General features: G+C 47.6%; 21 protein-coding genes. 14 read left to right on the forward strand and 7 right to left on the reverse strand.

Annotated features, from left to right (window positions below):
• Window positions 1-72: 72 nt before the first annotated feature.
• Together Pcarn_RS01750 and Pcarn_RS01755 are read left to right on the forward strand one after the other, a co-directional pair.
• Complete coding sequence (locus tag Pcarn_RS01750) at window positions 73-1,704, forward strand: AAA family ATPase (protein ID WP_261834691.1); 1,632 nt, start codon at window positions 73-75, stop codon at window positions 1,702-1,704.
• Entirely contained in the window at window positions 1,704-2,501 is a 798-nt protein-coding gene (locus Pcarn_RS01755) for a general secretion pathway protein GspB (RefSeq protein ID WP_261834692.1), read from the forward strand. Before Pcarn_RS01750 ends, Pcarn_RS01755 begins: the two co-directional genes overlap by 1 nt.
• Window positions 2,502-2,545: 44 nt before the next feature.
• On the opposite strand, the gene Pcarn_RS01760 is transcribed toward Pcarn_RS01755, so the two are convergent.
• From Pcarn_RS01760 to Pcarn_RS01770, 3 genes are all read right to left on the reverse strand, one after another.
• Window positions 2,546-3,154, reverse strand: coding sequence for a TIGR04211 family SH3 domain-containing protein (locus Pcarn_RS01760; RefSeq protein ID WP_261834693.1), 609 nt, complete (start codon window positions 3,152-3,154; stop codon window positions 2,546-2,548).
• 186 nt (window positions 3,155-3,340) lie between these two features.
• Window positions 3,341-4,603: an inorganic phosphate transporter gene (locus Pcarn_RS01765; RefSeq protein ID WP_261834694.1), complete on the reverse strand. Its 1,263-nt coding sequence runs from the start codon at window positions 4,601-4,603 to the stop codon at window positions 3,341-3,343.
• A 37-nt stretch (window positions 4,604-4,640) separates the two neighbouring features.
• Window positions 4,641-5,321, reverse strand: a complete 681-nt coding sequence (locus Pcarn_RS01770; protein WP_261834695.1) for a TIGR00153 family protein — start codon at window positions 5,319-5,321, stop codon at window positions 4,641-4,643.
• A gap of 267 nt (window positions 5,322-5,588) precedes the next feature.
• Here Pcarn_RS01770 and Pcarn_RS01775 point away from each other — a divergent pair, with 267 nt between their 5' ends.
• From Pcarn_RS01775 to hldE, 3 genes are all read left to right on the forward strand, one after another.
• Window positions 5,589-7,106 (forward strand): CYTH and CHAD domain-containing protein, encoded by a 1,518-nt coding sequence (locus Pcarn_RS01775; RefSeq protein ID WP_261834696.1) that lies wholly within the window; start codon window positions 5,589-5,591, stop codon window positions 7,104-7,106.
• A gap of 88 nt (window positions 7,107-7,194) precedes the next feature.
• Entirely contained in the window at window positions 7,195-10,023 is a 2,829-nt protein-coding gene (gene glnE, locus Pcarn_RS01780) for a bifunctional [glutamate--ammonia ligase]-adenylyl-L-tyrosine phosphorylase/[glutamate--ammonia-ligase] adenylyltransferase (RefSeq protein WP_261834697.1), read from the forward strand.
• Between the two features lie 82 nt (window positions 10,024-10,105).
• Window positions 10,106-11,536, forward strand: coding sequence for a bifunctional D-glycero-beta-D-manno-heptose-7-phosphate kinase/D-glycero-beta-D-manno-heptose 1-phosphate adenylyltransferase HldE (hldE, locus tag Pcarn_RS01785; RefSeq protein WP_261834698.1), 1,431 nt, complete (start codon window positions 10,106-10,108; stop codon window positions 11,534-11,536).
• Between the two features lie 68 nt (window positions 11,537-11,604).
• On the opposite strand, the gene tolC is transcribed toward hldE, so the two are convergent.
• Window positions 11,605-12,930: an outer membrane channel protein TolC gene (gene tolC, locus Pcarn_RS01790; RefSeq protein WP_261834699.1), complete on the reverse strand. Its 1,326-nt coding sequence runs from the start codon at window positions 12,928-12,930 to the stop codon at window positions 11,605-11,607.
• A gap of 217 nt (window positions 12,931-13,147) precedes the next feature.
• On the opposite strand from tolC, the gene nudF reads away from it, so the two are divergent.
• The 6 genes from nudF (at window position 13,148) to parC (ending at window position 20,085) form a co-directional block, all read left to right on the forward strand.
• Entirely contained in the window at window positions 13,148-13,780 is a 633-nt protein-coding gene (nudF, locus tag Pcarn_RS01795) for an ADP-ribose diphosphatase (RefSeq protein ID WP_261834700.1), read from the forward strand.
• A complete protein-coding gene (locus Pcarn_RS01800) occupies window positions 13,765-14,202 on the forward strand; it encodes a DUF1249 family protein (RefSeq protein WP_261834701.1) in 438 nt (145 codons plus the stop codon). Before nudF ends, Pcarn_RS01800 begins: the two co-directional genes overlap by 16 nt.
• Before the next feature lie 34 nt (window positions 14,203-14,236).
• On the forward strand, window positions 14,237-15,055 hold the full coding sequence (cpdA, locus tag Pcarn_RS01805; RefSeq protein ID WP_261834702.1) for a 3',5'-cyclic-AMP phosphodiesterase: 819 nt from the start codon (window positions 14,237-14,239) through the stop codon (window positions 15,053-15,055).
• A 63-nt stretch (window positions 15,056-15,118) separates the two neighbouring features.
• Window positions 15,119-15,706, forward strand: a complete 588-nt coding sequence (yqiA, locus tag Pcarn_RS01810) for an esterase YqiA (protein ID WP_261834703.1) — start codon at window positions 15,119-15,121, stop codon at window positions 15,704-15,706.
• A gap of 246 nt (window positions 15,707-15,952) precedes the next feature.
• Entirely contained in the window at window positions 15,953-17,833 is a 1,881-nt protein-coding gene (gene parE / locus Pcarn_RS01815; protein WP_261834704.1) for a DNA topoisomerase IV subunit B, read from the forward strand.
• 2 nt (window positions 17,834-17,835) lie between these two features.
• Window positions 17,836-20,085, forward strand: coding sequence for a DNA topoisomerase IV subunit A (parC, locus tag Pcarn_RS01820; RefSeq protein ID WP_261834705.1), 2,250 nt, complete (start codon window positions 17,836-17,838; stop codon window positions 20,083-20,085).
• Between the two features lie 31 nt (window positions 20,086-20,116).
• Here parC and degS read toward each other — a convergent pair whose 3' ends face one another.
• The 3 genes from degS to zapG all read right to left on the reverse strand — a co-directional run bounded on the left by degS (window position 20,117) and on the right by zapG (window position 23,257).
• A complete protein-coding gene (degS, locus tag Pcarn_RS01825; protein ID WP_261834706.1) occupies window positions 20,117-21,190 on the reverse strand; it encodes an outer membrane-stress sensor serine endopeptidase DegS in 1,074 nt (357 codons plus the stop codon).
• A 103-nt stretch (window positions 21,191-21,293) separates the two neighbouring features.
• The gene (locus tag Pcarn_RS01830; protein ID WP_261834707.1) at window positions 21,294-22,664 is read right to left on the reverse strand and encodes a DegQ family serine endoprotease; all 1,371 of its coding nucleotides are present in this window, start codon (window positions 22,662-22,664) and stop codon (window positions 21,294-21,296) included.
• Window positions 22,665-22,825: 161 nt separating this feature from the next.
• Window positions 22,826-23,257 carry a Z-ring associated protein ZapG gene (zapG, locus tag Pcarn_RS01835; RefSeq protein WP_261834708.1) on the reverse strand — a complete coding sequence of 144 codons (432 nt, stop codon included), beginning with the start codon at window positions 23,255-23,257 and terminating at the stop codon, window positions 22,826-22,828.
• A 120-nt stretch (window positions 23,258-23,377) separates the two neighbouring features.
• Here zapG and zapE point away from each other — a divergent pair, with 120 nt between their 5' ends.
• From zapE to rpsI, 3 genes are all read left to right on the forward strand, one after another.
• Entirely contained in the window at window positions 23,378-24,487 is a 1,110-nt protein-coding gene (gene zapE, locus Pcarn_RS01840; protein ID WP_261834709.1) for a cell division protein ZapE, read from the forward strand.
• 220 nt (window positions 24,488-24,707) lie between these two features.
• A complete protein-coding gene (gene rplM / locus Pcarn_RS01845) occupies window positions 24,708-25,136 on the forward strand; it encodes a 50S ribosomal protein L13 (RefSeq protein ID WP_261834710.1) in 429 nt (142 codons plus the stop codon).
• A 15-nt stretch (window positions 25,137-25,151) separates the two neighbouring features.
• A complete protein-coding gene (gene rpsI, locus Pcarn_RS01850) occupies window positions 25,152-25,544 on the forward strand; it encodes a 30S ribosomal protein S9 (protein WP_261834711.1) in 393 nt (130 codons plus the stop codon).
• Window positions 25,545-25,745 lie beyond the last annotated feature (201 nt).

The following is a 25,745-nucleotide window of genomic DNA, read 5'->3' on the forward strand; positions in this document are numbered from 1 at the left end:
AATACCCTACATTAATTATGTTCAATGGTAGCTTGAGGCTAACTAGAAAAGAAGTGGAGTTAGGCTTCTCTTATGTATAAAGATTATTTTGGTTTTATTGAGGAGCCATTCTCGATAGTACCAAGCTCTAAGTTTCTGTTTTTGAGCGCGCGTCATCGTGAGGCGTTGACACATCTGCAGATGGGGTTAGGTGGGGGCGGTGGCTTTGCCATGCTTACCGGTGAGGTAGGTACAGGTAAAACCACAGTGTCCAAGGCAATGCTGGCCAATTTGGAATCAAATTGGGTAGCTGGGCTTATCCTCAATCCGACCTTCTCTGAGCTTGAACTGTTGGAGGCTATCTGCGATGAGTTCTCCCTTACCTATCAGCAGCCGACAACGCTAAAACAGCTCTCTCAGCTTCTTTATCAATATTTGCTAGAAAACCATCAGCAGGGTAAACAAACCCTGCTGTTTATCGATGAAGCCCAGCATCTTTCGCCTCAGGTACTAGAGCAGCTTCGCCTATTGACCAACCTTGAGACAGAGAATCATAAGCTGCTCAAGGTGCTATTGATCGGTCAGCCAGAGCTTCAACATAAGCTACAAACTTCAGAACTTCGTCAGCTGGCTCAGCGCATAACCGGGCGCTATCACCTACTGCCTTTGGTGGAAAAAGAGGTGGCGGACTATATCCAGTTTCGTCTGCACGTAGCTGGCTGTAATAAGAAACTATTCAGCCCTAAAGCTATTCGCATCATTGCTAGCCAGACTCAAGGAGTGCCTAGGCTAATTAACCTAGTGTGCGACAAAGCACTTCACTACGCTATGCTCAGCCAAGCTCAAGAGGTGGATGGAAAACTGGCTACTCAAGCTAGCCAAGATATTCTCTCTTTTCAGGCTCCGAGTCTCCAATCTCAGCCGCAGCAGGTCCAGAAGAGTGTTTTACGGCCGGCAGTGCTTGCTCTTCTTTTAGCTTGTGTGGGTGTTGGCTTCACCGCCATGTCTGCATGGCAACAGATGTATCGAGTGGAGGTGGAGAACAGTCAACTAGCTGAGCAACGTCAGCAGCAGTTAGAAGCGAATCAAGCGATATCACAGAAAGTGCAGGCGCAGGATAATCAGCTCAATGCTTTGATTGAGCGCAGTCGCTCTCCTATGGGAGCGATGCAATCTCTATATGCATTGTGGGGCTATCAAGCTTCTATCGTGGACTCTGATTGCCAGAGCGGCACTCGAGCGCCATTTCATTGCTATCGAGGCAATGCCTCTTTAGAGCAGGTAATTGCTTCCAATCGCCCTGTGGTACTAACCCTTTATCAAGAGGGGCTGCCATTCTTTGCTGTGTTTAGTCACATTGAGCAAGAAAGAGTTGAGTTAGTGCTTAACCAGCAGAGGGTAGAACTGCCACTTGAGTGGCTTCGTGCTCATTGGCAGGGGGAGTTCAGATACCTGTGGTACAGCGAGATCACTGAGACCTTGAAGCTTAATAACAGTGGCGAGCAGGTTCGTCAGCTCGATAAGCTAGTTGCGCAGGTGCTCAATGCTGAGCCGCTCGATACCTCTGTGTTCAACCAGGAGCTCAAGAGCAGAGTGACTATGTTTCAAGAGTGGCAGGGTCTCTCTGCCGACGGTGTGGCTGGAAGTCGCACTTTGCGCCAATTGGATAGGCTTACTACAACCAAAGCGCCAAGCCTACTTGGTCAGCGTAAGGAGGCGATGTAATGTCTCAGGTATTAAAGGCGCTGCAAAAATCACAGCAAGAGTATGAACAAGCACAGCTGGTGCGCACTCCTGTGATTGCCAAGCAACCTAGTGAAAATAGAGACTCTGCGACCTCTTGGTTGCTAGTTGGAGCTGTGGGTATTTTAATCGGTGCTTCGGTTAAGTTTTATCTGCCTCATATGGGGAAACCCGTGGATGAGCTAACTTACCACGCGGTAAGCACTATGGCAGAGAAGCCTGTTGCATTGGAGGTTGAGCCGATTGTGCAGCCGCCACTAGAGTTGACCTTTTTAGATAGTCAAACCAAGGAACTAGAACCTCTACCGCGTATCACGCCTTCTGCACCTGCTACTGTGGTAGCGTCAACACCTTCAGTGCCAGAGGTTAAGCCTGAGCCAGTGACTGCACCTCAAACTCAGAGCCCTGAGTGGAATCTATCTCAGCTCGACCTGAGTGGTTTGTCACCAGAGCTTGCAAGTCAGGTGTCGAGTATTCTGAAAGAGAGTCCAACCATACCAGAGGAGCTTAGCGAGCAGGAGAAGCAAGATCAGGCGATTAAAGACCTTGAGACGCATACCGATGAGTATCATGGCAAACTTCCTCCGCTGAACCTACAGACCCACATGTACGCCAGCAATCCGACTCATCGCTGGGTGAAGATTAATGGGCAGGAGTTGCAAGAGGGGAGCGCAACTGACAGCGGGGTTAAGCTGATGCAGATAGCACCTCGCTATGTAGTCATAGAATATCAGGGTGAGAAACTTAAACTGCCAGCTCTGTATGACTGGGCTGGATAATAAAAAAGCTGCCATAGGCAGCTTTTGTTCAATTCGTTTGGGGCTTATGCCCAGCCACTTGGTGACTTCTTACGACGTGGAATGATGTGAGGAAGAATCAAGCCAAATAGCAGACCAAGACCGGCAACACCACCACCGTACATGAAATACTTCAGAAGCAGGTCTTCTTTTTGGGTATCAAGACGAGCACGCAGCGCACGAACTTCGGTTTGAGCCGCAGTCAGCTGGTCATTAACGTGCTTATAGTTCTCTTCCATCTCAGCGATTTGAGTGTTACGCGCTTCTAGAGAGGTTACTAGGCTCTTCTGCTCATTTTCCGCTTTCTGGTTAAAGCCAGCAAGCTCAGCCTTTACCTCAGCAAGCTCTTTCTCTAGACGAGGCATACGCGTTGCACGACCTTCGGTTGCGCTCACGTACTTGCTCTCGACCCAACCCTTACGACCGCGAGAATCAACAACTTCGGTGTAGCCACTGTTGCGGTTGGTTTGTACTGTGGTCACCTGATCGCCAGCATTCACGCTACCAATAATACGGTATTGAGCGCTAGGGCCTGAGTGCATGTAGGTGAAAAGGTCGTCTGAGATGTAGCTGGTTTTCGCAAATGCGGGCGCGGAAAGCACGGCTGCCACTGCGATGAGGAAAAGTTTTTTCACTGTTCGTCCTTCGGAATATTAAACGTTTTTTAGGAAGGGAGGCATCTTTACCGCATGCTCTAATCTATCCTTCCAAGATTGCTTAAATAGTAAGTAGATTCAAGGCGCCCTGCAACTAAAAGAGGGAGCCAAGCTCCCTCTATAACCTGAGATTGTCAAAAAATGACACCTGATTGACATTGATAATCAGAATAGTCGGATAAGGATCTCATAGAAGACAATCGCTAGGAAACCACCTGCTGGTAGGGTAACCACCCAAGAAACCACGATGTTGCGTACAACGCCTAGGTTCAGTGCAGCAATACCACGAGCAAAACCAACACCCAATACCGCACCTACTAGCGTCTGCGTGGTAGAGATTGGCAGGCCAGTACCCGATGCAAGAACTACAGTACTTGCAGTTGCTAGCTGAGCTGCAAAGCCGCGGCTTGGAGTTAGTTCAGTAATACCCGTACCTACGGTAGACATTACCTTGTGACCAAGAGTTGCTAGACCAACCACGATACCGATACCACCAAGAGGAAGAATCCACCATGCGATACGCGTTTTTTCTTGGATTTCACCTAGGTTCTGAACGGTAGATACGATAGCCGACAGTGGACCGATCGCATTCGCAACGTCATTGGAACCGTGAGCAAATGCCATCGCACAGGCTGTGATTACCATAAGTGTGCTAAATACGTTCTCTACACCGGTGAAGCTGTGCTCATGGTTTTCATGGTCTAGCTTGAAACGCTTCTGAATGTATAGGTAACCAAGAGCCATAACCACTAGAGAAACCGCTGTCGCCCAGAACCATGCTTCACCGTTAGATAGGTGCAGGCCAACGTGCTTAAGGCCTTTCTTGATGGTTACTAGCGCGATAACGATAGTGGTTAGGAACATGTACACAGGAACGTAGCGTTTTGCATTCTCTAGTGGTCGCTCAGTGTTGAAGATAAACTTCTGAGCACTGATAAAGATGAAGTAAGCGAACAAACCGGAGATAAATGGCGTTACCACCCAACTACCCACGATGCCTTGTACAGAACTCCAATCAACCGCTTCTGAACCAACAGAAACTAATGCGAAACCAATGATGGCACCGATGATTGAGTGAGTGGTAGATACAGGCCAGCCCATGTAAGAAGCAAGCAGTAGCCAGGTACCTGCTGCAAGTAGTGCAGACATCATACCGAATACGAGTTGATCTGGGTGTGCGGCGAACAGTGAGGTGTCGATAACGCCCTTACGAATGGTGTCGGTTACTTCACCACCGGCAAGATATGCACCAGCGAACTCAAAGATCATAGCGATGATGATCGCTTGTTTTACAGTAAGTGCTTTAGAACCTACTGAGGTACCCATAGCATTTGCGACGTCGTTGGCACCAATACCAACCGCCATCATAAAGCCAAATACTGCGGCAATAATCAGAATTAGTGTGCCGTAGTTAGCGAGAATATCCATGGAATTTCCTTTGGAATCTATGCAGGAAGATTAAGAATTAACTGCGAGCAATCATTAGCTCTAGACGCGCACATACGCGTTGAGCCTGATCGGCGATCGCACCTACCCACTCGAGGATCTTGTATAAGAACATCACATCAATTGGGTTGTAGTCGTTTTCAATGGCTCGTAAACCTTGGCGCAAATCAATCTGCATCTGGTCAGTATCGTCTTCGATACGGTCCAATTCATCTATCATAGATTCCACTAGGTCGACTTCTCGACCTTTAAAGCCTGTTTCGAGTAACTCGTCTAGCTCATTGATAACCTTATGCATTTGGCCCACGGCATCTAGGCAGCGGTTTACATAGGCTACAAAATCGATATACAAGTCTTCTGGAACAACCAGTTGGCGTCCCAGAACGCGACCGCATATGTCTTTGGCTAGGTTAGCTACCTTGTCTTGCTGAGTAAGCAGGTCTAGTAGGTCACCTCGGTCCATTGCCATAAACAGGCCGGTAGGAAGGTTTAAGCGGATTTGACGCTTTAGAACATCCGCATCTCTCTCAAGAGAAGAGATCTGCTGACGATATTCGGTGGCTTTATCCCAATCACAATTATTCGCAGCGTCAAAAAATTGCGGTAGTAAATTACAGCACTCGTGTACTTTAGCGACGTGTTGCTGCAGAGGCTTGATCGGTGATTTGGCGAACAAACCCATAATGGTATTTACTGGCATAGAAGCTTTGTCATTAAGTTGTCATGGTGGAGTGTAACTATAATAGGTTTTCTTGTAATTTGAAGAGCAAAGCATAGTTTAATTGGCTCTATGTTTAGTTTTTAATCCTGATTATTGCCTGTAATATAGAATAAATGGCCAGCAGTAGTGGTGAATATTGATCTCACTACGTATTTCACTTTTTGAAGCTACTTGCTGATAAAGGCAATTGGTCTTAATCTGCTAGTAACAATTTTGGTCTAGTTAGATCGACACTACGAGTACCCCATGGAAAATGAAATAGAGCTGAAATTTTTTGTATCTCCAGAATTTTCAGACGTTCTAAAACAGAAGCTTACTGAACAAAAAATCCTACAGCAGAATACCCGTGACCTGGGTAACACCTATTTCGATACACAAGATAACTGGCTCCGCCAACACGACACTGGAATGCGCATCCGTCGCTTCGACGATGTGTTTGTGCAAACGGTGAAAACCTCCGGTCGAGTTGTGGCTGGTCTTCATCAGCGCCCAGAGTACAACGCAGAACACTCCAGCAACAATCCAGACCCTAGCCTACACCCAGACGATATCTGGCCTGAAGGGCGCTCTGTTGCTGAGCTAAGCGAACAGCTGACGCCTATTTTTGCTACCAACTTTAATCGTGAGCTTTGGCTTATCGGTATGGCCGATGGTAGCCAGGTAGAGGTAGTGTTCGATCAGGGAGAGGTGGTTGCTGGTGAAAATACCACTCCAATCTGTGAGGTAGAGCTTGAGCTTAAATCGGGTCAGACCGATGCGCTATTTACGCTCGCTCGACAGCTTAGCGAAGAGGGTGGCGTTCGTTTGGGTAACCTAAGCAAGGCTGCCCGCGGTTATCGTCTTGCTCAAGGCTATGAGGGCAGTAAACCTCGTCCACTAGGCTTAGTACAAACCCAAGCTCAAGATAGCGTTGAAGAGTGCTTTATCAAATCCCTAGAGCACGCATTGGCACACTGGCTTTATCATGAGCAAGCCTATGTTGAAGAGCCATCTATGGACTGTTTGCATGAGATTAGCCATGCGCTGAGCTTTGTCCGTCAGACCCTAGCGGTCTTTGGTGGCATTATCCCTAAGCGTGCCAGTGCCATTGTGCGTCAAGAGCTTAAGTGGCTAGAGCAAGAGTTAGATTGGCTAAAGAATGCGGATTATCTGGATGAATTAACTGAAGATAAAGGACACGCACTTCGCAAGCTAGATGCGCGCAAAGAGCTGGTTCAACGCCTCACAGAGATGCGAGATGAACTGCCATCTCATGAAGATATATTGGAGCTATTCCAATCGGCGCGATACGCAGGCCTTATCTTAGACCTTAGCCGTTGGCTTTTAACTAAAGGGTGGCAACCATTCTTGGAAGAGAAAGCCAGTAAGAAGATGGCTTCTAACGTGGTGCAGTTCTCTAAAGACCAGTTAGACCGTACTTGGGCTGAACTTCAGAGTTCATTCCCGATAGAGCAGCCACTGAGTGCGCAAGATTACGTCAAAGAGCAATACCACCTAAATCGCAGCCTGTTCTCAGGCATCTGCTTTGCGGCTATTTTTGATCAAGAGTTGCGTCAGGTATTTCGTTTGCCATGGGCGGACTTAGCTCAAGGTATTGACGACCTTCTTACCCTCGAAACCGTGCGTCCGCTGGTGGAAGAGTTTGAAGGCGATGAACAAGAGCAACTGCAGCGTTGGTTGGATAGACAACAGACCTCTATTTTGCATGCTATGGAGCAGACTCGAGCCATGTGTCTCGAGGTCGAACCGTATTGGAAAGCTTGAGCATTAGCAAAAGGTAAAGGTTTAGCGCTTGCCCAAGGGTAAGCGCTTTTTTTATGCTAGAGAAAACTCAGTCGATTGGTGATGGAAAATGGAACAGGAAACGGCGTTTGAGCAAATAACCGAGAAATATCCGCAGGTTATTGAAACATGGAGTCAAGAGAATCTGGAGCAATTAAAGCGAGTTACTGAATTTAGTCGCTTTATCACCGATAGGCTCGATGTCGATCCTGAGTTTGTTGAGCTTCTGCCGAGTATACTAGCCGATGAGAGTCGATATGAAGACTATCGTGAGCGTTTAAAGGCTGAGCTCGCTGAGTGCTTTGACGAAAATGCATTGATGAAGAAGTTGCGTTTGTTTCGGCATCGCGAGTTAGCTTGGATCGCTTGGCGAGATATCAATGACCTAGGCCCAGTTGAACATAGCCTGCAGCATGTTTCTGAGTTGGCTGAAGCCATTATTTTTGAGACCTATGCATGGCACTACAAGGCTTGCTGCACTCTTTGGGGTACTCCAAAGAGTGCTGAGGGTGAAGAGCAAGCACTGCTGATCATAGGTATGGGTAAGCTCGGTGGTGGCGAGCTCAACTTCTCGTCTGATATCGACCTTATCTTTACCTACCCAGAGAACGGTGAAACCGTCGGGGCAAGGCGCTCCATTGCCAATGCTCAATTCTTTACCCGTTTAGGCCAGCGCATCATTAAATCTCTAGACCAGCAAACTATCGATGGTTTTTGCTATCGCGTGGATATGCGACTGAGGCCCTTTGGTGACAGTGGTCCTCTAGTCATGAGCTTCGCTGCTCTAGAGGATTATTATCAAGAGCAGGGTCGCGACTGGGAGCGCTACGCCATGGTCAAGGCTCGAGTAATGGGGCGCGAGATGTATCCGCAGTATCAAGAGCTGCGTCAAATGCTACGTCCATTCGTATTCCGTCGCTATATCGATTTCAGCGCAATCCAATCTTTGCGTCGCATGAAGAGCATGATCACGGCAGAGGTAAGACGACGCGGTCTGCAAAATAATATCAAGCTCGGGCCAGGTGGTATTCGGGAGGTTGAGTTTATTGCTCAGGTCTTCCAACTTATTCGAGGAGGCCGTGAGCCGAGTCTGAGAGGGCGTGGACTGCTTCCAACCCTAGAGGCGATTAAAGAACAAGGACTACTCAAGCCAGCAGAAGTGGATGGAATGAGAGACGCTTATTCGTTCCTGCGCAAACTCGAAAACCTGCTTCAGGCGGCAGAAGATAAGCAGACTCAAACCCTTCCTGATACAGCAGAGAAGCAAGCAAGCCTAGCCAAGGTTATGGGTTTTGCGGACTACTCTGAACTGCTAGAGGCGCTTCACGCTCATACCTGCCATGTTCATCAAGTGTTTGATGATTTGATTGGTGGTGAGGATGAGCAAGAGCAAGGTATCGAACCTGTATTTATCGAATCTTGGGCGGTAGCGGCAGACAAACAAGCGCTAGAAACCATCTTTGCTGAAGGGCAAGGGCGGTTAAAAGAAAAGTCGGCAACCGAGCTTGCTGAGGTTCTGCATAGATTTAAGGGTGAACTTGGTAAGAAGACATTAGGACCTCGTGGTCGTGAGGTGATTAATCACCTTATGCCAAAGGTGCTATCCAGTATCTGGGCGCATCCAGAAGGCGAGTTTGGCCTTGAAAGGGTGTTGAGTGTGTTGTCAAAGATCATCACGCGAACCACCTACCTTGAGCTATTGGATGAGCACCCAGCCGCCCTTGAACAGTTGGTACGCCTATGTACTGCCAGCCCGATGATCACAGAGCTGTTAGGCAAATACCCAATCCTATTGGATGAACTTTTAGACCCGCAGCAGTTGTATCGTCCAGTGGAGCTGACAAGTTATCGAGCTGAGCTTGGGGAATACCTAGCCCGTATTCCGGAAGAGGATATGGAGCAGCAGATGGAGGCGCTGAGACAGTTCAAACAGACCTGTATCCTGCGTATTGCTGCCGCTGATATCGCGGGCGTGCTTCCAGTGATGAAGGTGAGTGATCACCTGACTTATCTCGCCGAAGCGATAGTAGAGCAGGTGGTGAATCAGGCATGGTCTCAGATGAAGGCTAAATACGGTGAGCCTAATCACCTTAATGAAGGTAAAGGCTTTGCCGTGCTGGGTTATGGTAAGGTCGGCGGTTGGGAGCTTGGCTACAATTCTGACCTGGATGTGGTGTTTGTGCACGACTGTCCAACCTCATCCATAACCGACGGTGAGAAGTGCATCGATGGCAGGCAATTTTATCTAAGGCTTGCCCAGCGTATCATCCATCTATTTTCTACCCGCACCGCATCAGGCATCTTGTATGAGGTAGATACTCGCTTGAGACCGTCTGGCGCTTCAGGGCTGATGGTGAGCCCTATCGAGGCATTCGAGGAGTATCAACAGACTGAAGCCTGGACATGGGAGCATCAGGCCTTGGTCCGAGCAAGAGCTATTTATGGCTCTGATGCACTGGTTTCTGCGTTTGATGAAGTGCGTCGTAAGGTGCTACAGCAAAGCCGAGATAGCGAAGCGCTGAAGAAAGATGTGCTTGAAATGCGCGAGAAGATGCGTGATCACCTCGGTGGTAAAAAGTCTGAGCGCTTTATGCTAAAGCAAGACCAAGGTGGTATCACAGATGTTGAGTTCTTAACTCAGTATTGGGTACTTAACTTTAGCCATACTAATCCAGCATTAACAGTCTGGTCGGACAATGTTCGCATCCTTGAAAGCCTGGTTGAGGAAGGACTACTGGAAAAAGAACAAGCCTCGAATTTAACTTCTGCCTATACCCAGATGCGAAATGAGATTCATAGACGCAATCTTCTTAATTTGGATGCCGATGTTGCTCTGGATAAGTATCAGCAAGAGCGAGAGTGGGTGAGTCACGCATGGCAAGAGTGGATGCTTAATTGACAGCAAACTAAATGAATAGCACTAAAAGTCAGTGAGTTAGCTGTGCTAGAATTGAAAGCAAATTTTACAGTTCGGAGTAACTATGAAACCGATTCTTCCCGATTACAGTGACTCGGGTGTACTTATCGTTGGCGACGTAATGCTTGATCGCTACTGGTACGGCCCGACGGGACGAATTTCTCCTGAGGCTCCTGTGCCCGTGGTGAAAGTAGAAAATAATGAAGAGCGCCCTGGTGGTGCTGCCAACGTTGCAATGAATATCGCAGCCCTCGGTGGTCATACTCACCTGGTAGGCTTAACGGGTATTGATGAGCCTGCACGCGTGCTGACAGAGAAGCTATCGGCTCTTAAGGTTAACTGCGATTTTGTATCGCTTCCTGATTATCCAACCATTACCAAGCTTCGCGTGATGAGCCGCGGGCAGCAGCTTATCCGTTTGGACTTTGAAGACAAGTTCAGCGATATCGACGAAGCGGCGGTTCTATCTCGAATGGACCTATCCCTCGATAAGGTGAAGGCGGTCATTCTTTCAGATTATGCTAAAGGTGCACTGGAGCACTCAAAAGCTATGATTGCTAAGGCTCGTGAGGCTGGTGTCCCTGTGTTTATCGACCCTAAAGGGGCTGATTTTGAGCGTTATCGCGGCGCGACACTGCTTACTCCAAACATGAGTGAGTTTGAGCATGTTGTTGGTGCGGTAAACAGCGATGAAGAGCTAGAGCAAAAAGCCCGTGAACTGGTTGAGAAGTTTGACCTTGAGGCACTGCTAGTGACTCGCAGTGAGCACGGCATGACGCTTATTCCTCGTGATGCTGATGTGTTCCATCTGCCTACGCAAGCGCAAGAAGTGTATGACGTAACTGGTGCTGGCGATACAGTGATCTCTGTACTTGCTGCTTCTGTTGCAGCTGGTAAACCGCTAGAAGAGGCATGTGCACTGGCTAACGCTGCTGCAGGTGTAGTAGTTGGCAAGCTGGGTACATCTACTCTGTCTACTATCGAACTTGCGGAAGCGGTACACGGTTCTCAAGACACCGATTATGGCGTGATCGCCGAGCAGGCACTGATTGAGGCTGTGCGTAAGGCAAAGGCTAAGGGTGAGAAGGTGGTGATGACCAATGGTTGTTTCGACATCTTGCATGCTGGCCATGTCTCTTACCTAAATCATGCCGCTGAGTTGGGCGATCGCCTGATTGTGGCGGTCAATACTGATGATTCAGTTAAGCGCCTAAAAGGCCCAGCGCGTCCAGTAAATCCTACTGATCGTCGTATGGCTGTTCTTGCGGGACTTGGCGCAGTGGATTGGGTGGTGCCTTTCTCTGAAGATACACCGCAACGCTTGATTTCTGAGGTACTGCCTGATCTTCTAGTTAAGGGTGGGGACTATAAGCCTGAAGAGATCGCTGGTGGCAAAGAAGTAATTGCAGCTGGTGGTAAGGTTGAGGTGCTGAACTTTGAAGAGGGGGTCTCTACCACAGAGATCATCGAAGCTATCAAAGGCGATAAGCACTAGTTCACTTAAGGTAGCGAACATAAAAAAGGATGGCTGTGCCATCCTTTTTTGCATCTAATGAACAGTGGTTAGCTGTTTTCTTCCGCTAGCGGATCTGAGGTTGCTCTCATCAAGCCTTGGTTGATATCTAGAATATCTTGCTCGCTAAGAGTACCTACCGCTTGTTTTAGCTGAAGTACGCTGATGATGTAGTTGTAGCGCGCATCCGATAGGTTACGTTTTGCTTCAAACACACGACGGGTGAAGTCAAGAACGTCAACGATGGTACGTGAACCTACTTCATAACCCGTTTCAACTGCAGCAAGTGCAGATTCAGCTGAGATAAGAGATTGTTCGAATGCCTTGATAGAGCCGATGGTTGCATCAATGTTGTTGTTAGATGCACGAACGGTTCGCACTACTGAGCGGTATGACGCTTCTAGGTCTTCACTTACTGCTACGTAGTTGTACTCTGCCTGCTTAACCTGAGCGGTAGTGTTACCACCTGTGTACAGAGGCACAGATAGGTTAATACCTAGGTTGTAGTCAGTGTCATCAACATCCGCGTCGTTCAATGTACCATTTGCATAACCTGCATTAGCGTTGAAGGTTAGCGATGGCAGGTGACCAGAGCTTGCAAGCTTGATGTTGTCGCGTGCGATATCTTGGTTAATACGTGCCGCTAGTAGGCTCAGGTTTTGAGTCTGTGCTTGATCCACTAGCTCATCGGTAGACTTGTCAGATGGAGAAGCAGAGAAACGGTTTACATCCAGCACGTCTAGGTTTTGATGACCTTGACCTGTGATTTCGCGCAGTGCTTCGTAGCTGTTTACTAGGTCGTTCTTCGCAGTAACCTCAGCGGCCAGAACGCTATCGTACTCAGCCTGTGCTTCGTGTACGTTGGTAATCGCTGATAGACCCACCTCAAAGCGCTGCTTCTCTTGGTCAAGTTGACGTTCAACCGCTTTCTTCTCGGCTTGAACAAACTCTAAGCCATCTTGTGCACGCAGTACCTCAAAGTATGCGGTAGAAACTCGCAAGATCAGGTTCTGTTGTTGTGCAGCGTAGGCAGAATCTTGTTGGCGAGCCGTCTTTTCAGAAGTCTCGAGCGTTACCCAGCTTGAACGTTGGTATAGCTCTTGCGTCAAGCCAATACCAGCTGTGAAAGCATTGCTTTCTTGGCCAAAGTAGCTCTCGCCGTAGTTATAACCTGCAGTCAAAGAGATTTGTGGAAGCAAAGGGGCTCTTGCAGATGAAACTGCTTCGAATGCGGCGTCACGTTGCGCAGCAGAGCGTAGCAATTGAGGATCATTGTCTATGGCTTGCTTGTATATTTCAGACAGGTTTTCTGCCGATGCTGAAATAGAAAGTGTTCCAAGCGAAGCTGCAATCAGAACAGACAGCACTTTTTTCATTTTTTTAACTCTTTCCTGCTACTGAGTTTATGGATCTTGGTTAAGTTGAAAGATTGTACATCTAATTACTTAGCATACTACCAAAAGCTACTAAAACTCTAATATTACATGCGCTTGCTCAAAACTTTTACAGAGCTCTCAAAAAAAATAGTAACTTTTATTATCTATGTTGAGTAACATGGGTGTTTTCTGTTCTCTAACAAGGATATGGATAAATATGTCTAAACCTAGCAGCTACCCAAGCTACAGCAACCAGGATGTTGAAATCATAGAACAGGAAACCCTATATCAAGGCTTCTTCAAAATGGTTAAGTATAGGTTTAGGCACAAACTGTTTGAGGGTGGCTGGAGCGATATAGTTCAACGTGAGTTGCTGGAGCGCGGACATGCGGTCGCAGTCCTGCCTTATGATCCCGTGGCAGACAAGGTGATCATGGTAGAACAGATAAGGGTGGGAGCCCTTGAGCAGGCTAGACCTTGGCAGCTTGAAATAGTCGCTGGCATGTTGGACAAAGACGGTGAATCAGCAGAAGAGGTTGCACAGCGTGAAGCCTTTGAAGAGGCGGGACTTGAGCTGAGTAATATTCAGCATATTTCTGGCTACTATCCATCTGCTGGTGGCTGCTCTGAGCGCTTGGAACTCTATATAGGTCAGGTTAATGCGCCTGAACAAGGCGGTGTATTTGGTGTCGAATCTGAGAACGAAGACATCAAAGTACACATTTTGACCAGAGAAGAAGCCTATGAGTTGGTTAAAAATGGTACAATTGAGAATGCAGCTTCCATTATCACCTTGCAATGGTTGATGCTGAATCATCAACAAGTGAGAACGTCATGGCTAAACCGTTAGCAGAAAGAGAGTATCACGTAGACTTTGCAGGTCTTATGCGTCTGTATGAGACCAATTATGCAAAGCTAAACGCCTTACTGCCCGTTAATCATGATGAAGGGGATACTAGAACCTACCAAGTTCAGTCTCAGGTATATCAAATCAATGTCATAGAAGTGACGCGATATACCACCCTGGTGGATGTTTTTCAGTGTGATCAAGTTCCCATTTTTCCACTTCCGCATATGACAGTGCGCCTTTATCACGATGCTAAGGTTGCAGAAGTATGTGCAAGTGAAAAAATGAAAGTTATACATGCACGATATGACTACCCCAACTCAAAAATGATGCAAAAAGATGAAAAGCATCAGTTAAATCAGTTTCTTGGGGACTGGCTGACTTTCTGCCTAAAAATGGGCATCAGCCGAGAGCCACTATTGTAGGCTCGTGACAACATAAAGAATTGGAAATAAAAAAGTGGAACCGCGAATAGTTGAGACAGGTGAATCTGTCCAATTAGTACAAATTACTGATACGCACCTATTCGAAGACAGTGAAGGGACCTTGCTGAGTGTAAATACCGAGCATAGCTTCCATGCTGTTGTTGAGGACGTTATCAGCAAAGAATTGGCCTTCGATGCCATTATAGCCACCGGTGATATCTCGCAGGATCACACGGCGGCTTCGTATGAGAAATTTGTTGAGGGGATAAAACCCTTAGTGAAACCATGTTTCTGGCTTCCAGGTAATCATGACTATAAGCCAAGTATGGGTTCGGTACTGCCGAGTGCGCAGATACAAGCATGCAATCATTTTCTGGCTGGTGAAAAGTGGCAGGTTATTCTGCTAGACAGCCAAGTGACCGGACTTCCCCATGGTTACCTAGAACAAGAACAGTTAGCTTACCTCGACGATATGTTGGCTGAGTACCCTGAACGTCATAGCCTAGTGCTTTTGCATCACAACCCACTGCCTATTGGTAGTGCGTGGCTCGATCAGCACAAGCTACAAAAAGCCGTTGAGTTTTGGCAGGTGTTAGACCGTCACAAAAACGTAAGTGCGGTTTTGTGTGGACACGTACACCAAGAGTTTCAGACAGAACATCATGGAGTCCAGGTATTGGCCACACCATCGACCTGTATCCAGTTCAAGGCCAACAATGACGAGTTTGCCTTGGATAATCTGTCTCCTGGATGGCGTCATCTGAGCTTACATAGCGATGGCAGCATAGAGTCCAAGGTGTATCGCTTACCTGACGGTAGCTTTGTGCCAGACTTCGAGGCGGAAGGCTACTAATTCGATATCAAACAATAGAAAGCGGCGTTTATGCCGCTTTGTTGGTTTTAAAGGGAGTTAAACTTGCAATCTAAACCCTCACTCTTGCTTTATCTGCATGGCTTTAATAGTTCTCCGCTATCGTTGAAGGCGGAGATCATCAAGAAGTATTGCGCTGAGCATAGACCTGACATTACCTTTATCGCGCCCCAGCTGCCTGTACATCCTCGCCCTTGCTTCGAGTTACTCGAAGAGATAGTTGCGAAGTACAAATCGGACTATCAGATAGCCCTAGTGGGCAGCTCTCTTGGTGGCTATCTCGCTACTTGGCTAAACAGTAAATTTGGTTTCAAGGCTGTTGTGGTTAACCCAGCTGTACGTCCCTATGAGCTACTGCAAGATTATCTTGGTCCACAAGAAAATCCCTATACGCAGCAGGAATACCTGCTTGAGCAATCTCATGTTGAAGACCTGAAGACTATCGATGTTGCCATACTCAATAACTCGGCCGACTTCTGGCTATTACAACAAACGGGTGACGAGGTGCTCGACTACCGACAAGCGGTCGATAAGTATCGAGATGCCAAGCAAACGGTAGAACAGGGAGGCAATCACAGCTTCGTAGGATTCGAGCGCTACGCTAGCCAGATAGTGGATTTTTTACAGCTTTAACCCTCTTTTGTTCGATATATCAACAAACCTCATGCTTTTTGCCCTCGAAGCGTGCTGAAACTTGACAGAAAAGCTTGTGCGCCAGAGTATGATAGAGAATCTTTCTGCGCTAATAATCATGACTCGGACTGGTTTGAACAAAGGGAATTTAGCAAACACCGAGGCATATGCTCTTGCTCAGCGGAACCTATTGCCCGTTTTCTTCGGGCCTGATGCAAGACTATTTCAAGAGTAAAATTTCAGAATATGACAGAACAATATAATGCTGGAGCGATAGAAGTCTTAAATGGCTTGGAGCCTGTTCGTCGTCGCCCAGGGATGTATACCGATACGGTTCGACCGAACCACTTGGGGCAAGAGGTTATCGATAACAGTGTCGATGAAGCGCTTGCTGGCCACGCCTCTAAGGTACAAGTAATCCTTCATGCCGATCAGTCTCTCGAGGTTATCGATGATGGTCGAGGTATGCCCGTTGATATCCACCCAGAAGAGAAGGTTTCCGGTGTTGAGCTTATCCTATGTAAGCTGCACGCAGGTGGTAAGTTCTCTAATAAAAACTATCAGTTTTCTGGTGGTCTTCACGGTGTAGGTATCTCGGTAGTAAACGCCCTTTCTAAGCGCGTTGAAGTGACGGTACGCCGTGATGGACAGGTGTATGAGATCGCCTTCGAACATGGCAACAAGGTTCAAGAGCTTGAGGTTACCGGTACTTGTGGTAAGCGCAATAGCGGAACCAGCGTACATTTCTGGCCAGATGCCAAATACTTCGACTCAGCTAACTTCTCTGTTTCTCGCTTGGTAAACAACCTGCGTGCGAAAGCAGTGCTTTGCCCAGGTCTAGAGATCACCTTTAGCGATAAGGTGAACGGCAAAGAACACAAGTGGTATTACGAGAGTGGTCTAAAAGACTATCTAGCCGAGGGTGTGAAGGGCTATCCGGTTCTTCCTGAATCACCGTTTACTGGTCAATTTTCTGCGGAAACAGAAGCGGCCGACTGGGCTATTATCTGGCAGCCAGAAGGTGGTGAGATGATCACCGAGAGCTATGTAAACCTTATCCCGACGGCCCAAGGTGGTACCCATGTCAATGGCCTTCGCCAAGGCTTGTTGGATGCCATGCGTGAATTCTGTGAGTTCCGCAACCTGTTGCCACGCGGTGTGAAGCTGACAGGTGATGATGTATTCGAGCGTTGCTCATATGTGCTGTCCATCAAGATGCAAGACCCTCAGTTTGCCGGCCAAACCAAAGAGCGTCTATCGTCTCGTCAGTGTGCAGCCTTTGTATCGGGTGTAGTAAAAGATGCGTTTAGCTTATGGTTAAACGAAACCCCACACATTGCTGAACAGCTTGCTGAAGCCTGTATTGCTAATGCCCATCGCCGTATGCGTGCAAGCAAGAAGGTAGTGCGTAAGAAGGTAGCCTCTGGTCCAGCACTTCCAGGCAAACTTACCGATTGTTCTGTGCAAGACCTTAACCGTACTGAGCTTTTCCTGGTGGAGGGTGACTCGGCGGGTGGTTCTGCTAAGCAAGCACGTGATCGTGAATTTCAAGCGGTAATGCCGCTTCGCGGTAAGATCCTAAATACATGGGAAGTGTCTGCGGATCAGGTACTGGCTTCGCAAGAAGTGCACGATATCTCAGTAGCCTTGGGTATCGACCCAGACTCAGAAAACCTAGACGGTCTTCGCTACGGTAAGATCTGTATCCTAGCTGATGCGGACTCGGATGGTCTGCACATCGCAACCTTGCTGTGCGCTCTGTTTACTCGCCATTTCCGCGCTCTGGTTAATGCGGGGCACGTATATGTGGCTATGCCGCCTCTGTATCGTATCGACTGTGGCAAAGAAGTCTTCTATGCCCTAGATGACGATGAGAAAGAGGGCATTTTGGAGCGCCTTAGTAAGAAGCGCGCCAAGATCAACGTTCAGCGATTCAAAGGTCTGGGTGAGATGAACCCGCTTCAATTGCGTGAGACCACAATGGATCCAAATACGCGTCGTCTGGTGCAATTGACTATCGACGATAGCGACCAAACTATGGAGATGATGGACATGCTGCTTGGCAAGAAGCGAGCAGATGATCGTCGCCACTGGCTACAGAATAACGGCGACTTGGCAGAGGTATAACAATGTCTAACGAGATTACATATGACGGCGTTGAACAGTTGCCAATGCGCAAGTTTACTGAAGACGCCTATTTAAACTACTCAATGTACGTGATCATGGACCGTGCATTGCCTTATATCGGTGACGGTCTAAAGCCGGTTCAGCGACGCATCATCTATGCAATGTCTGAACTGGGTCTGAGTGCCTCAGCTAAATATAAGAAATCAGCACGTACCGTAGGTGACGTGTTAGGTAAATATCACCCGCACGGTGATTCCGCATGTTACGAGGCCATGGTATTGATGGCGCAGCCATTTACCTATCGCTACCCATTGGTAGACGGTCAGGGTAACTGGGGTGCACCGGATGACCCTAAGTCGTTCGCGGCGATGCGTTATACCGAATCTAAGCTGTCTAAGTTTGCTGAGGTTCTACTGGGCGAACTTGGTCAGGGCACGGTTGAGTGGCAACCAAACTTCGATGGTTCGATGAAAGAACCAATGATGCTGCCGGCTCGTCTGCCACATATCCTACTAAACGGTATTACAGGTATCGCGGTAGGTATGGCTACCGACATCCCGCCACATAACGTGCGTGAAGTAGCGGATGCTGCTGTTGCTCTGATTGATAATCCAAAGTCCGAGCTTGCGGATGTAATGCAACATGTGCAGGGCCCAGATTATCCAACAGAAGCTGAGATCATCTCGCCAAAAACGGATATCGAGAAGATCTATCGCACCGGTCGCGGCTCTATCAAGATGCGTGCGGTTTGGCACAAAGAAGGCAGTGAGATCGTTATTACTGCGCTTCCGCATCAGGTGTCTGGCTCTAAACTTCTAGAGCAGATTGCAGCGCAAATGCGTGCCAAGAAACTGCCTATGGTGGATGACCTGCGCGATGAGTCGGATCACGAGAACCCAACCCGTATCGTAGTAGTACCTCGCTCGAATCGAATTGATTGCGATCAGCTGATGAATCACCTGTTTGCTTCTACCGATCTTGAGAAGAACTATCGTGTGAACCTAAACATGATAGGCCTAGATAAGCGTCCTCAGGTTAAGGGTTTGGTACAGATCCTGTCTGAATGGATAGAGTTCCGTCGTCAAACCGTGCGTCGTCGCCTGCAATACCGTCTAGACAAGGTTCTGGCTCGTTTACATATCCTTGAAGGTTTGCTGATTGCTTATCTCAACATCGATGAGGTTATAGAGATCATCCGTAATGAGGACGATCCAAAAGCTGAATTGATGAAACGCTTTGAGCTTTCAGAGATCCAAGCCGATGCCATCCTAGATACCAAACTTCGTCAGTTAGCCAAACTGGAAGAGTTTAAGATTCGCGGTGAGCAGGAAGAGCTAGAGAAGGAGCGCAAGCAGCTTGAGCTTCTATTAAGCTCTGAGCGTCGTCTGAATACTTTGATCAAGAAAGAGATCAAGGCGGACGCAGACAAGTATGGTGATGATCGCCGCTCACCAATCATCGAGCGTGCCGAGGCGCGCGCATTGACTGAGAAAGACCTGCTACCAAGCGAGCCAATTACGGTTGTGCTTTCTGAGAAGGGCTGGATCCGTCACGCCAAGGGCCATGAGGTGGATGCCTCAACCCTAAACTATAAGTCTGGTGATAAATACTTAGCTTCTGCACGAGGTAAGAGTAATCAGCAAGCTGTGTTCCTCGGCTCTGATGGCCGAAGTTATGCCCTTGAATCTCATTCATTGCCGTCGGCGCGTAGTCAGGGTGAACCTATTACGGGTCGCTTGAATATCTCTACTGGCACCACCATACGTCAAGTACTGATGGGCGAAGATGATCAGCTATGGCTAGTGGGCTCTGATGCTGGCTATGGGTTTGTGTGTAAGGGCAATGACCTAGTATCGAAAAACCGTAGTGGTAAAGCGCTAGTGAATCTTCCGCAGGGTGCTGAGATCATGCAACCGAGCCAGATTGCTGATCTAGATCAAGATGAGATTCTTGCCATCACTAACCAAGGCCGCATGTTGATGTTCCCTATTAAAGACCTGCCACAGCTTGGTAAAGGCAAGGGTAACAAGATCATTAATATCCCATCGGCTAAGGCTAAGTCTCGTGAAGAGGTACTGTCTCATCTAGCGGTCGTTCCTGCTGGGGCTTCTATTACTCTGTTTGCAGGAAAACGTAAGCTAGGCTTGAAACCTTCAGACCTAGAGAATTTCCGTGGTGAACGTGGCCGTCGAGGCTCTATGCTACCAAGGGGTCTACAGCGTGTAACCGCTATAGATATAGACCAAGAGTAAAAACAAAAATGGAGCTAATCGGCTCCATTTTTTATTCCATTACGGTGCGAGTGTCTTCGCCTACCGTCACAGGGATAGTCACCTGTTTACCATCTCGAATCACTAAGATATTTACCTTAGCACCGGGTCTGGCATCAGTGATGGCGTCCATCACGTTCTCACGATTATCTGCGGTTGTATCACCAATCTTCACAATAACATCTCGAGGCTTGATTCCGGCAACGTCAGCAGGGCCATCTTTTTCCACTCGAAGCACAACAATGCCACCGGTGAAGTTGCCTAACAGTAGGCGGTTAGTCATACGGCTAATATCTTGTCCATCCACCCCTATATAGCCACGGATTACGCGACCATCGGCGATGATCTTACTCATGATCTTGCGAGCCAACTGAGATGGAATAGCAAAAGAGATACCATAGGTTTCAAGGTCAGTAGCCTGCTGGAAAGAGGCGGTATTGATACCCACTAGCTCGCCTTGAGTATTTACCAAAGCGCCACCTGAGTTACCCTCGTTGATTGCTGCATCGGTCTGGATAAAGGCTTGTCTGCCATCACTGCTGATAGACGAACGACCCGTTGCTGAGATAATGCCGAAGGTTGTGGTTTGGCCTAGGTTATACGGGTTACCGATAGCCAGTACTACATCACCGACTTTAGCTGTGTAGTCTGGATTTAGTGGGATAACCGGAAGATCAGGTAGGGATATCTGCAGCACCGCAATATCGGTTCTTTGATCTTGACCGATAAGCTGCGCGCTAGCGATGCGACCGTCTTGTAGTGCAACGATCACCTGATCGGCTTTAGCGATAACGTGGTAGTTGGTAATGATATAGCCTTTGTCATTCACGATTACCCCAGAGCCCAGTCCTTGAGTTTTAAGCTTGCTGCGGTCATCTTCTGAGTATTGGCGGCTATAGATGTTTACTACTGCAGGAGCGGCGCGACGTACAGCTGTGTTAAACGAGATAGGTGAATCTTGAGCAATTTCTATCTTGGCTGGTGCGTTATTTGGTAGGAGATTACTACGCAATTCGGGCACCACAGCGATAACCAAGGCAGCAGCGAACAATCCAAGTAGAGTGGAGCGTAATAAAAATTTAAACATAAGTATCTCGACAAACCAGCGCGAGACTTAAGCATAACACTCTCTTTTAATTAAACAAAAGGGAAGCACCTCGGCTTCCCTTTCCTATAAATGGCGTGAATGATTATCTCACTACAATGACTATCTTACGGTCATCACGCTGTACGTTTAGCGCCAATACGTCTCCAGCTTTTTCCACTACCTTGCGGAATTCGCCTAGATTAGAGACGCGCTGACGGTTCACACCAACAATAATGTCGCCAGCTTGCAGTTGATAGGATTGAGCAGGAGAGCCCTCGGCTACCGAGGTGACCTTCACCCCTTTAGTCTCATCGCTCTTACTAGTGTTGCTCAGCTCAGCACCTGATAGCCCTTTGTGGATCTGCTCAGCCTTGGCTTGCTGCATCTGAGATTCACCCAAGGTAACATCGAAGTCCTTCTTATCACCGTCACGGATAACGCCTAGAGTAATTTCCTTACCCGCACCTAGAGTAGCTACTTTGGCGCGCAGTTCGCTGAAGGTGTTGATGCTCTTACCGTTTAGAGAAACGATAATATCGCCCGCTTGCAGACCCGCTTTCTCGGCAGCACTGTCAGGCATTACCTGATTGACGAATGCACCCTTGCTCGACTCGTAGCCTAGCGCTTCAGCAAGCTCGGATGTGATCTCTCCACCTTGAACACCAAGCATGCCTCGCTTCACCTCACCATGTTGAATAATTTGATCGGTCAGGTTTTTCATCATATTGGAAGGAATGGCAAAGCCGATACCCACGTTACCGCCATTAGGACCTAGGATGGCGGTGTTAATACCGATTAGCTCGCCATTTAGGTTTACCAGAGCACCACCAGAGTTACCGCTGTTGATAGCCGCATCGGTTTGAATAAAGTTTTCTAGATTCTCAAGGTTTAGGCCGCTGCGGCCAAGGGCTGAGACAATACCTGAGGTAACGGTTTGCCCTAGGCCAAACGGGTTGCCGATGGCTACTGTAAAGTCACCCACGCGTAGCTTGTCTGAATCGGCGAGCTTAATCTGAGTCAGGTTCTTAACCTTCTTCTCTAGCTTGAGAAGAGCAACGTCGGTCATCTGGTCGCCGCCTACTAGCTCAGCGTCGTATTCACGACCATCAGTAAGCTGAACTTTGATGGTATTAGCACCATTGATTACGTGGTAGTTGGTAACGATATAGCCCTTATCGGCATCGATAATAACGCCTGAGCCTAGCCCTCTAAATGGACGCTCGCGGACTTGGTCTGCTGGGAATTCATCGCCGAAGAAGAAGCGAAAGCTCTCTGGGATTCGTTGTCTTGAAACTTGGGTGCCCTCGACAGCAATGCTGACAACGGCAGGGGAAACTTGCTCTAGCATAGGCGCTAGACTAGGTAATGCTTGCCCTTCTACTTGAGTAGGCAAAGCGGCACTGGCATGCAGCGGCGTGATGATTGAACTTAAGCTTAAAGCAACGACTGATAGAGCCAGCAAAGGTTTTTTCATCATAAACTCCTTTCACGATTAAACCTCGAATCGCCCGAAAAGTGATTCAAAAGGGCACTAAGGTGTACGAAGAAATATGACACAAAAAACCAGTGCCAGTTCCATTTTTACTTAACTTTTTGACGCTTGAAGCATCAATCTAAAGTTGCACAAAAGTTAGCCTAGGTGGCTTTTACTGCTTCAGGTGCTTTTAAAATTACCTTTTCTTCTTCCTTCAACATGCCTGTTGCGCCGTTGGCATAGTCTTTTGGTTGAGCATCCGCTTCAGGCTTAGATGTATCGTCTTGCTTGGCTTCGATGCGCTTAGCAAACGGGTTATCTTGCTCTGGAAGGTTTGGCAGTAGGTCGTTTGAGGTCTTCGCCATATGCTCATAAAGCTTGCGATACTCTTTGCCCAGGTTGTCTAGCATGTTCGCCGTTTCAGAGAAGTGATCGTTGAGATCTTGGCGCTGTTGTTCGAGCTCGAACTTAGAGGTTTCTAGCTCTTTTTGAAGCTCTTTTTGCTTCTGATATTGTGGGGTAGTAATGCGAGAAATGATAATTCCGATGATGATTCCCGCGAATAGGCCGATGATTGCATAAATCCAAGGCATAGTCGTTCCTTTTATTATTTTGTTAACAACTGAGTTACCGTGCGCTTACACCTTAACCCACCTCATGTTACTATGAGAAGCCCTACCAATAAAGAACCCAGTCTTCACTTATTGATACCTATGACACCTTTACAAAAATACCAACAAGACATAGACATTCATGGTTTTCAGTATGACTCTGAACAATATAAAGCAGTTGAGGCTTTTGAACACCTTTATCAACGCTTTGTTACCTTTCAACATAGCAGACCTGAAAAGCCAACGGGGTGGAAGGCTTGGTTCAGTAAGCCAGAACCAATAGAAGCGCCACAGGGATTATACGTCTGGGGTGGGGTAGGTAGGGGCAAAACCTATTTGATGGATAGCTTTTATGATCTCTTGCCGACTAAGCGAAAGGTGCGGATGCACTTTCACCGCTTTATGTATCGTGTACACGATGAATTAAAGGCACTAGATAAGCAGAGTGATCCGCTTGAGGTAGTTGCCGATAGATTTAAGCAAGAGACAGACGTTATCTGCTTTGACGAGTTTTTTGTGTCGGATATCACTGATGCCATGTTGCTTGGTACTTTATTCCAAGCTCTGTTTGCTCGAAACATTATGCTAGTGGCAACCTCGAATATTCCTCCGCATCTCTTGTATCGTAATGGTCTGCAACGTGCGCGCTTTCTTCCTGCTATTGCGCTTATTGAAAAGAACTGCGTTATTCATGAGCTCGACAGTGAGAATGACTTTAGGATGCGCACCTTGGAGCAGGCGGAGCTTTATCATCATCCATTAGATAAGGTGGCTGGTGAAAACCTCGAGCGCTACTTCAAGCAGCTTAGTGCCATTGAGGTAGAAGAGGGCAATGCCTGGAATCAGATAGAGGTGAATCATCGCCTTATCGACATCAACAAGGCATATAACGGTGTATTGATGGCGAGCTTCGCAGAGCTCTGTCAGACCACTCGCAGCCAGAATGACTATATAGAGATTTCGCGTGAGTATCACACTGTGCTGCTTAGCGAACTTCCTCAGATAGACAGCAACAACGATGATGCAGCAAGGCGCTTTATCGCTTTGGTGGATGAGTTCTACGAGCGGAACGTGTGCTTGATAATTTCGGCGGCTGTACCGTTAAACGAATTGTATGTCGGTGAAAGATTGAGCTTTGAGTTTCAGCGTTGTGAATCGCGCCTGACTGAGATGCAAAGTCAAGACTACCTCAGCCGTGAACACCTTGCGTAGCAGGGGAAAGGTGTAAAAATAACGGTCAAAAAAGTCTCAAAGAGGATTGCGTTTTAACCGCACACGGGTATAATCTTGCGACCCACCGTTACTGCGGGTGATTTTCTTCACAGAAATTACCGAAGAGTGCCACCACTCGAAGGGGTGATGAATGGGCTCTTAGACAGTGGGAGCATAAGCTCCTTTTAGTTTAATTTTTAAATAACGGGTTATTATTAGCATGAAAACTTTCGTTGCTAAACCAGAAACTGTAAAACGCGACTGGTACGTTGTAGACGCTGAAGGTAAAACTCTTGGCCGTCTAGCAAGTGAAATTGCATCTCGCCTACGTGGCAAACATAAAGCTGAATACACTCCTCACGTTGACACTGGTGATTACATCATCGTTATCAACGCTGAGAAAGTTACTGTAACTGGTAACAAAGCTGCAGGTAAAACTTACTACCGTCACTCTGAATTCCCAGGTGGTCTTAAATCAATCACTTTTGACAAGCTGATTGAGCGTAAGCCTGAGATGGTTATCGAACTAGCGGTTAAAGGTATGCTACCACGTGGTCCTCTAGGCCGTGCTATGTACCGTAAGCTAAAAGTTTACGCTGGCGCTGAGCACAACCATGTTGCTCAACAACCACAAGTACTAGACATCTAATTGGGGATTATGAAAATGGCAGAGAATCAATACTACGGCACTGGCCGTCGCAAAAGCTCAGCTGCTCGTGTTTTCATCAAACCGGGCGCTGGTAACATCGTAATCAACAAGCGTAGCCTTGATGAGTACTTCGGTCGTGAAACTTCTCGCATGGTTGTTCGTCAGCCTCTAGAGCTAGTTGAAATGACTGAGAAGCTAGACCTATACATCACTGTTTCTGGTGGTGGTATCTCTGGTCAAGCTGGTGCTATCCGTCACGGCATCACTCGCGCTCTTATGGAGTACGATGAGTCTCTACGTCCTGCTCTACGTGCAGCTGGTTACGTTACTCGTGACGCTCGTCGCGTTGAACGTAAGAAAGTTGGTCTACGTAAAGCACGTCGTCGTCCACAATTCTCGAAGCGTTAATCTTTCTTTTACAGAAAGAGCAATGCTCCAGTTTTATGCTGGAATTGTGTCAAAAAAGCTCGGTTTTATACCGGGCTTTTTGTTTTTTTGCTCTCCAAAAACTCCTTATCTGATAACCGCTTCTATCCCCTCGCTGTCACTTTTATCCTTTTTGTGACCTGTGCTCTGATTTTGTTTACATATGTTGTAAAAAAGTAGCTT

This window comes from Vibrio ishigakensis, assembly GCF_024347675.1.
GTDB lineage: Bacteria > Pseudomonadota > Gammaproteobacteria > Enterobacterales > Vibrionaceae > Vibrio > Vibrio ishigakensis.